General features: G+C 72.7%; 5 protein-coding genes. 1 reads left to right on the forward strand and 4 read right to left on the reverse strand.

Going from position 1 to position 5,545, the window contains the following annotated elements:
• Window positions 1–200: 200 nt before the first annotated feature.
• A complete protein-coding gene (locus ETD96_RS40520; protein ID WP_171069480.1) occupies window positions 201–1,379 on the reverse strand; it encodes an acyltransferase family protein in 1,179 nt (392 codons plus the stop codon).
• A 165-nt stretch (window positions 1,380–1,544) separates the two neighbouring features.
• Between ETD96_RS40520 and ETD96_RS40525 the strand changes: the two genes are divergently transcribed.
• Window positions 1,545–2,324, forward strand: a complete 780-nt coding sequence (locus ETD96_RS40525; protein WP_240808570.1) for an SGNH/GDSL hydrolase family protein — start codon at window positions 1,545–1,547, stop codon at window positions 2,322–2,324.
• 45 nt (window positions 2,325–2,369) lie between these two features.
• On the opposite strand, the gene egtD is transcribed toward ETD96_RS40525, so the two are convergent.
• Genes egtD through egtB form a run of 3 tightly spaced genes read right to left on the reverse strand, consistent with a single transcriptional unit; the run spans window position 2,370 to window position 5,458 of the window.
• Window positions 2,370–3,323 (reverse strand): L-histidine N(alpha)-methyltransferase, encoded by a 954-nt coding sequence (gene egtD / locus ETD96_RS40530; RefSeq protein ID WP_138641791.1) that lies wholly within the window; start codon window positions 3,321–3,323, stop codon window positions 2,370–2,372.
• 41 nt (window positions 3,324–3,364) lie between these two features.
• Entirely contained in the window at window positions 3,365–4,099 is a 735-nt protein-coding gene (gene egtC, locus ETD96_RS40535; RefSeq protein ID WP_138641788.1) for an ergothioneine biosynthesis protein EgtC, read from the reverse strand.
• A complete protein-coding gene (gene egtB, locus ETD96_RS40540; protein ID WP_138641789.1) occupies window positions 4,100–5,458 on the reverse strand; it encodes an ergothioneine biosynthesis protein EgtB in 1,359 nt (452 codons plus the stop codon).
• Window positions 5,459–5,545 lie beyond the last annotated feature (87 nt).

Below are 5,545 nucleotides of genomic sequence, written 5' to 3' on the forward strand. Positions count from 1 at the left end.
AGTACGGCAACCACCGCGATCTACACTCTCTCCGTCGTCGGCAGCGTCAGAGGGGTATAAGAGACAGGGGGAAAGGCGTCCGGCCGAAGCCCGCTCACATCGGCCGGACGCTCACGTCTCCTTCAGCGCCCGCCACCCCAGATATGTCACACCCCCCGCTCACGGACACCTCTGGGCGGGCTGGGCGGCTTGTGTGGGTTTCAGTTTCGGGCCAGGCCCATCGGTTCCGGCGGTCGGGCGGGCGGCACCGCAGGGGCCGGGGTGCGGTCAGGAGGCTCAGTGCCGTTGCCAGTAGGGCCGCCCCGTCCACCATGACCGACAAAGTTAGACGTTTCCGCCACGCGGCGCAGGGGCTCCAGCGACGCGTACAGGCGTGCGCGCATCCAGGCCGCTCCCGGGCGTTCGACCAGGCGGTGGACGGCGTACGCGCTCAGCAGGGACGCGGCCACGACGACGCACAGCGACGGCCACTTCCCGAGGTCCGGGTACAGGGCGTCGAGTAGGGGCAGCGCGAGCTGCGAGTGGACGAGGTATAGCGGGTACGTGAGCGCCCCGAGGACGGTCAGCCGCGACCATCGCAGCCACCGGAGCCGGCGTGTCGCGACGAGGATCATCACGGCGAAGATTCCGGTGATGACGGCGCTGACCACGATCTCGTTCGCGCCGCGGAAGACGTGCTCGGCGCGCCAGGCCCCCCAGTGCAGCGCGATCAGGTAGGTCACGGCCACGTAGCCCCAGAGCAGCAGCGTCGGTCCGAACCGGTGGATCATGTAGAGCGCCATGCCGGCGATGAAGTAGCAGCTCCAGGTCGGGATCAGCATCACCTGGAGCAGGTCGTTGTCGGCCTCGTCGGCGTAGACGCCCGCGAACAGCCAGGCCGCCATGAACACCAGGCAGGAGCGGTAGGTGATGCCGATGCCCGCGAGGACGGCGATGAGCACGTAGAAGTGCAGCTCGACCCAGAGCGTCCAGTAGACGGCGTCCACGTTCCGCAGGCCGAGGCCGCCCTGCAGCATGGTGAGGTTCGGCAGCACCAGGCCGGGGACGCCGTGGCCCTGCCGGAACACCGCGTACACCACCGCGCCCAGTAGGACGCTCACCCAGTACGCCGGCATCAGCCTGACCAGCCGGGACACGCCGAACTCGCCCGGCCCCCGCCCCCACGCGCTCATCAGGATCACGAACCCGCTGATCACGAAGAAGAGGTCGACGCCGAGGTAGCCGAACCGCGTCACGTCCCCGAGTGCGGGGAAGACCTCGGCCGACGGCTCCGGCCACGGCCCCGCCCCTCCGAAGCCCGTGAAGTGGTACAGCACCACTGCCAGCGCCGCCGCGAAGCGCAGCAGGTCGAGTTCCCTCAGCCGTTCCCGTCCAGTCACCGCGGAACCCTCCCGCCCTCCGGTGACCCGGTCCGGGCCCCGGGGTGAGCCCCGGGTGAACGGACGGTGTCGACGGCGGCGCCGCGCTGCCGCGAGAGGCCCCCGCGGCGGCGGCGGATCAGTAAGATGCCGCATGCATCCCCTGGAACTTTTGGGTGGTCTTCCATGACATATCGCCGCGCCCGACGCGGCGCGGCGACGTTGATGCTGTGCCTGAGCCTGGTGGCGGCCCTGTCGGCCACCGGCTGCTCCGTCCTCACGGGCTCGGTCCACACGCCGGCCGCCGCCGACGGCCCGCCGAAGGCCCCGGCCAAGGACGGCGGGTCCCGGAAGGCCGCGCCCGTGGTGATGTTCCTCGGCGACAGCTACACGGTGGGCGACCGCGGCGCGGAGCCGGAGACGACGTACGCGGCGGCCGCGGCGCGGCTGCTCGGCTGGCAGGTCGTCATCGGCGGGCGCGCGGGCACCGGCTTCCTCGCCAAGGGACGCGGGACGCAGGCGTTCCTCGGCCTGTTCGAGAGCCAGCTCGGCTGGCGGCCCGCGCCCGACCTGCTCATCGTGTCCGGCGGCCACAACGACTGGCGGCTCCCGGCGCCGAAGGTGGCCGCGGCGGCGCACCTGCTGCTCCAGCGGGCCCGGCAGCGCTGGCCCGGCACCCGCGTCGTGCTGGTGGGCCCGCTGTGGGGGACGGGCGCGCCGACCCCGGGGGCGCTCGCCGTCCGGGACGCGCTGAAGGGCCTCGCCGGGCAGCTGGACGTCCCGTTCATCGACCCGATCGCCGAGAAGTGGATCACCGGTGACTGGGTGACCGGCCAGGGCAACGCGCCGCGCTATATCAAGCGGGACCGCACCCACCCGAACCAGGCGGGCCACCGCTACGTGGCGACCCGCCTGGTCGCGGACCTCGACCGGCTCGGCCTCGCCCACCCGGCGCGCAAGCGCTGACCCTCACCGGGCGGGCGCGGCGTCAGCCGGCCGGCCCGTCCGGCCTCAGTCGGCGGGACGGGCGAGGGTGAGGGAGAAGTCGCCGCCCGGGTCGGTCCAGAACGCGGCGACCGCCATCCCTGCCGCGCCGAGCTCGGCGTCGAGGCGCTCGCGGCGGAACTTGGCGGAGATCTCGGTGCGGGTCTCCTCCCCCGCCGCGAACGACACCTCCAGGTCGAGGCCGCCGACGCGGACGCGCTGGTCGCGGACGGACCGCAGCCGCATCTCGATCCACTCCTCCGCCTCGTTCCAGAGGGCGACGTGCTCGAACGCCTCCGGGTCGAAGTCGGCGTCCAGCTCCCGGTTGATGACGTACAGGACGTTGCGGTTGAACTCGGCGGTCACCCCGGCCGCGTCGTCGTAGGCGCGGACGAGCCGCCCGGGGTCCTTGACGAGGTCGGCGCCGAGCAGCAGGAAGTCGCCGTCGCCCATGGTGGCGCGGACGCCGCCGAGGAACCCGATCCGCTCGGCGGGCGGCATGTTGCCGATCGTGCCGCCGAGGAAGGCGACGAGCCGCCGCTCGCCGCCGGGCAGCAGCGGCAGGTGCTGCTCGTAGTCGGCGACGACGGCCCGGACGGCGAGGCCCGGATGGTCGGCGGCGATCCCGGCGGCGGCCTCCTCCAGGAAGTCGCCGCTGACGTCGACCGGCACGTAGGAGCGCAGCGTGCCGGACAGGGCGTCCAGGAGCAGCCGGGTCTTCTCCCCCGACCCGGCGCCGAGTTCCAGCAGCGTCCGGGCGCCGGTGGCGGCGGCGATCTCGGGCGCCCGCGCGGTGAGGATCTCCCGCTCGCGCCGGGTCGGGTAGTACTCCTCCAGCGCGGTGATCTCCTCGAAGAGCGCGCTGCCGCGCTCGTCGTAGAACCACTTGGGCGGCAGGGTCTTGGGCGTGCCGGTGAGCCCCTCCCGGACGTCCCGGCGGAGCGTCTTGGCGAGGTCGTCGGCGGTCAGGAACCGGTCCATGCGGTCGTTCACAGGGTGGTTCTCCTTCGCGGGAATCGGAGTCAGAGCGGTCGGACGCGCACGCCGGAACCGGGCGCGGCGGTGACGAGGGAGCGGTCGGGGACGGGCCGCCAGGCGGGATCGTCGTCGAGCGGCTCCGACGCGATCCGGACGGCGTCCGCGTCCTCCCGGACGAACAGCGAGTCGCCCCAGGTGGTGGCGGCCAGCGCGGCGCCGTCGGAGGCGAGCAGGTTGTAGCGGCCGGGGGCGAGGGCGGTGACGGCGGCGAGGGCGGCGGCGAGGCCGTCGCCGAGCGGCGCGCCGTCCGTCCAGTGCCGGACGGCGAGCGCGAACAGCGGCGCGGAGTCGACCGGCGCGCGGGCGTCGGGGACCTCGGCGACGTCGCCGGCCAGTTCGCGGAGCTTGCCCTCGACGCCGCCGTAGCCCTCGACCTTGCCGTTGTGGCTGAACAGCCACGTCCCGGCGCGGAACGGCTGGGCGCACGACTCGTCCACGGGGAACCCGACGGTCGCCGACCGGATCGCCGCGACCGCGCACGACGTCCGGACGGCGCCGGCGACCTCGCGGAACGACTGGTCGGTCCAGAGCGGCTGGGCGCGGCGGAACCGGACGGCGGCGCCGTCCTGGTACCAGCCGACGCCGAACCCGTCGGCGTTCAGCAGGTTCCCCTGCGTCATGCGCGGCGCGTACGCCTGGGTCTCCAGGGAGTGCTCGCCGTCGTAGACGAGCGAGTGCAGGGTCTGCTCAGGCCCCAGGTAGCCGAGATGGCGGCACATTCAGCGGTCCTCCCCGGGCGTGCGGGCGCAGCGGAAGCCGGAGAAGATCTGCCTGCGGATGGGGTAGTCCCAGTTGCGGAACGAGCCGCGTATGGCGAGCGGGTGCGTCGCCCAGGAACCGCCCCTCAGCACCTTGTAGTCGGGGCCGAAGAAGACTTCCGAGTACTCCTTGTAGGGGAATGAGCGGAAGCCCGGGTAGCCGTGGAAGTCGGACGACGTCCACTCCCACACGTCCCCTAGGAGGCGCCTGACTCCGTAGGCCGACGCGCCCGACGCGTAGGTGCCGGTCTCGGACGGCCGTAGCGCGCGCTGCCCGAGGTTGGCGCGGCCCTCCTCGTACACGTCGCCCCAGGGGTAGCGCCTTGAGCGCTCCGTGGCCGGGTCCCAGCGGGCGGCCTTCTCCCATTCGGCCTCGGTCGGGAGCCTCTTGCCGGCCCACCGCGCGTAGGCGTCGGCCTCGTACCAGCACACGTGCTGGACGGGTTCGCCGGGCGGGACGGGTTCCATCCGTCCGAACCGGCGCCGGACCCACTGCCCGCCTTCCCGGGTCCAGAAGGCGGGGGCGCGCTTGCCGCTGCTGTTGCGCCACTCCCATCCGGCGGGGTCCCACCAGCGCGGGTCGTCGTATCCGCCCGCTTCCATGAAGGCGAGGTAGGCGGCGTTGGTGACCGGCTCCACGTCGATGTAGTACGCGGGCAGGTCGACGAGGTGCACGGGACGCTCGTTGTCGTACGCCCATGGGTCGTCCGAGGTGCCCATCTGGAACGGGCCCGCCTCGATGAGCACTTCCTCGGCGCGGGTGCCCTCGGCGGGCTTCCGCAGTGGCTCGGCCAAGGGGTCGAGCAGTGCGGGGGCGCCCTTCCTGAGCTGATGGGTGGCGAGCATGGTCTCGTCGTGCATGTGCTCGTGCTGCACCACCATCCCGTACACGAACCCGCCCGACGTCAGCGGATTCGCCGTGTCGAACCGCACGGACGACAGCGAGTCGAGCACCTTGGACCGGACCGTGCCGATGTAGGCGCGGGCCTCGTCCGGGCGCAGGAGCGGCAGCGTCGGCCGTTCGCTGCGGGGATGCTCGAACGCGTCGTACAGGTCGTCGATCTCCGGCCGCATCGCCTCCTGGCCCGCCGCGGCGCGCAGCAGCCACAGTTCCTCGTAGTTGCCGACGTGCGCGAGGTCCCACACCAGCGGCGACATCAGGGGCGACACCTGCGCGGTGAGGTCGTCCTCGGCGAGGACGTCGGTGGTGAGGCCGAGGCTGCGGTCGCGCACCGCGCCGAGCTCACCGGCGATCAGTTCCTTCAGCGCGTCGTCGTCGCGGGCGTCGTCGCGGGTGTCGAGCGGGCCCGGGGAGCTCATCGGGGCGACACCCAGAAACACGAAGTGGAGGCCCGTGTGATTCCGGAGCCCCCACATGTGCGGTTGGTACGAATTCGGACGGGACCC

The sequence above is a fragment of the Actinomadura geliboluensis genome (assembly GCF_005889745.1).
Taxonomy (GTDB): Bacteria; Actinomycetota; Actinomycetes; order Streptosporangiales; family Streptosporangiaceae; genus Spirillospora; species Spirillospora geliboluensis.

What these genes read in the sequence shown, in the direction of transcription:
- ETD96_RS40525 (WP_240808570.1), top strand. Translation starts at nt 1,545, where the DNA reads ATGACATATCGCCGCGCCCGACGCGGCGCGGCGACGTTGATGCTGTGC.
- egtD (WP_138641791.1), bottom strand. Translation starts at nt 3,323, where the DNA reads ATGGACCGGTTCCTGACCGCCGACGACCTCGCCAAGACGCTCCGCCGG.
- egtC (WP_138641788.1), bottom strand. Translation starts at nt 4,099, where the DNA reads ATGTGCCGCCATCTCGGCTACCTGGGGCCTGAGCAGACCCTGCACTCG.
- egtB (WP_138641789.1), bottom strand. Translation starts at nt 5,458, where the DNA reads ATGAGCTCCCCGGGCCCGCTCGACACCCGCGACGACGCCCGCGACGAC.